Origin of the sequence: Microbulbifer okhotskensis (assembly GCF_023895975.1) — a bacterium.
GTDB classification, from domain to species: domain Bacteria; phylum Pseudomonadota; class Gammaproteobacteria; order Pseudomonadales; family Cellvibrionaceae; genus Microbulbifer; species Microbulbifer okhotskensis.
Window position 1 is genome coordinate 1 of sequence record NZ_JALBWM010000244.1, and the last position, 2,284, is coordinate 2,284.

Below are 2,284 nucleotides of genomic sequence, written 5' to 3' on the forward strand. Positions count from 1 at the left end.
GTGTAATTACAGTTGCAGCATTGTCCTTAGCTACCTGGAGTAGTGGAGCTGAAGCGGCAGAAAGGCGCGCAGAATCGCTTTTAGGGAAGATTTCTCAGTTGGAGCGTAAATATAAGGACCTCAATTTGGCGCAACGCGAGGGAATTGAGCTAGAAATTTCTGAGGAAAAGCGTTCCCTTCGTAGAAAAGTTGCCTCTTTGGTGGAGAGGCGCGCAAACCTTCAGTATGGCGCGGTTAATAGTAATGATGGAATTCGCCGAGTAGATAACTCTAGGCAGATAACAATAATTAATAAACAGATAGCCGACCTTAATAAGACATTACAAGAGGCAGAGGAGCGTTTAGCCAATCTTGGCAAACCTAAAGCACTGACTGATGATGGTGAGCCTTTATCTCTCGCTCCAGTTGGTGGTGGGCCTGACAATAACTCTTCCAGCGTAAGAGATGATCTCCCAGCCCTTGAGCAAGCCCTGCAAGAGCAGTTCGAGCGAACAGCACAGAGCCGCCTAGATACTGTTGAGAATCTACGCCAGAGCTTGCTTACTGAGGAGGAGGCTCTTGCCGAAAGTTATCGACGTCGCAACCGAATCATTGAGGAGAATGTTCACGACCCTGCCAAGCGTGAAGAGTTGCTTGAGCAAAATAGAGACCAATTCAATGAAGAAATTGATACTCGCTTACAAGGGTTAAGGGAGTCTTGGCTGAGTGAACAGGAAATTTTACTGTTGCGCCAAGATGAAGAGATGGAAATTCTTGATCAAGGATATATCTCCAAGCGAGAGGCTCTGGCTGTGCACCTGGAGGCGGTTCGGGCAGATGAAGAGGATTCTCGTCAAGCAATTTTATCCCTGGAGGGTGAATACCAGCGCAACTTAACTTCGCTGGAGGAGAAGCATCGCAAGCAACGCAAGAAGATGGAGGATGCTGCGAATAAATCCCAGTTAACGAGTACCTTCAGCACCTTCAACTCAATGCTGGGAATAGCTGCTGCGTTTAGCCCTAAATTATTCAAAATCCAGCAAAAATTAGCGCTTGCTAAAGCGTTGGTGACATTACCAGCTGCAGTTATCGAGTCTTTCGACAATGCAGGAGGTTATCCGACCGGAATACCTGCAGCTGCCGCCATGGCGGCTACTGGTGCTGCTGAAATTGCACAATTAAAGAGTGTTAGCTTTGGTAGCAGTGGCAGCGCCTCTACTGGAGTCGCGGGATCTACATCTGCTGGCAGTCTTACCTCGCCAGCTTCTCCACTGGCCTCAAGTGATTCAATTTCGACTGAGAGCGAGGAGCAAACCGGCACGCAGGTTATTTTTCAGATAGCTGGTGATGTGAATGGGGATAACGCAGAGAAGTTATTGGAACAAATCGAGGAAATGATTAATGAGCAGGACGTTGTGTTTATTAATCCCAATTCCCGCCAAGCTCAAGAATTATCAGGCTAAAGAATAATGCCCAACATTAATTACACCCCGACGCGAGAGTTGGTTGATGGTTCTATCGGCTCTATTTCTTTTCTTGCAACAAAGTGCAATCGCACTCCCAAGCCGGTTGGCAAAGAGCATATAGCACTATCGGGAAATACTGAGAGTGTTTTGTATCGGCGTGAGCTTGAGTGGCAGATATCAGTATCCCCGTTTTCTGAAGAGCAGCTGCAGTTATGGCGAGAGTTTGAAGCGAGCTGTACTAACGGTGAGGCATTTGAACTGGATACCTCTGATCTTCCCGGCGGTAAAGCAATAACTGTTTGCAGGCTAAAGCGAAGCTCATTTCGTGAGATGCGTCATGGAGCCTATGAATTCTATGTGTCATTTACAGCAATAGAGGCTTAACGTGCGCAACAATTCAGAAACTTTTGATCTACATAATCTGGCTCCACAGCGTGAGCTGCGTTTAGTGATTGAGATCGGTTATGACCTCCCGCTGTATATCACCAGTCACAACGATATCCCTGGGTTTCCTTCAAATGCGATTCTTGGAGTGTTGAAAAAATGCAGTGCAACCAGCCAGCGTCTATTGCCAGAGCAAGGACGGGCAGAAATTGGAGCGATCAATTTTGAGGTGGTGGACATCGCCGGTCAGCTTTCGTATGTACTGCGAGATGAGCTGGAACAGGGTAGCAGTATTAAAGGTCGAAGGGTCCGTTTGTTTCAAGGATTTGCAGGGCTTGACTGGGATGATTTCCGCTTAGAACAGACTCAAATTGCGGAAGACTCAGTTTCTTACGCGGCCGGTGCTTATAAAGTGCGTTGTAGAGATATTCAGCGGGAGATGCGGCGAGATATAT

General features: G+C 47.3%; 3 protein-coding genes. All 3 read left to right on the forward strand.

The window, feature by feature from the left end:
- Positions 1-1,442: coiled-coil domain-containing protein (locus MO867_RS21645; RefSeq protein WP_252473019.1), on the forward strand; the 1,442-nt coding region annotated here is incomplete at its 5' end.
- A 6-nt stretch (positions 1,443-1,448) separates the two neighbouring features.
- A complete protein-coding gene (locus MO867_RS21650; RefSeq protein WP_252473020.1) occupies positions 1,449-1,829 on the forward strand; it encodes a hypothetical protein in 381 nt (126 codons plus the stop codon).
- Position 1,830: 1 nt separating this feature from the next.
- Positions 1,831-2,284 (forward strand): hypothetical protein (locus tag MO867_RS21655; RefSeq protein ID WP_252473022.1); only part of this gene is annotated, 454 nt, incomplete at its 3' end.

What these genes read in the sequence shown, in the direction of transcription:
- MO867_RS21650 (WP_252473020.1), top strand. Translation starts at nt 1,449, where the DNA reads ATGCCCAACATTAATTACACCCCGACGCGAGAGTTGGTTGATGGTTCT.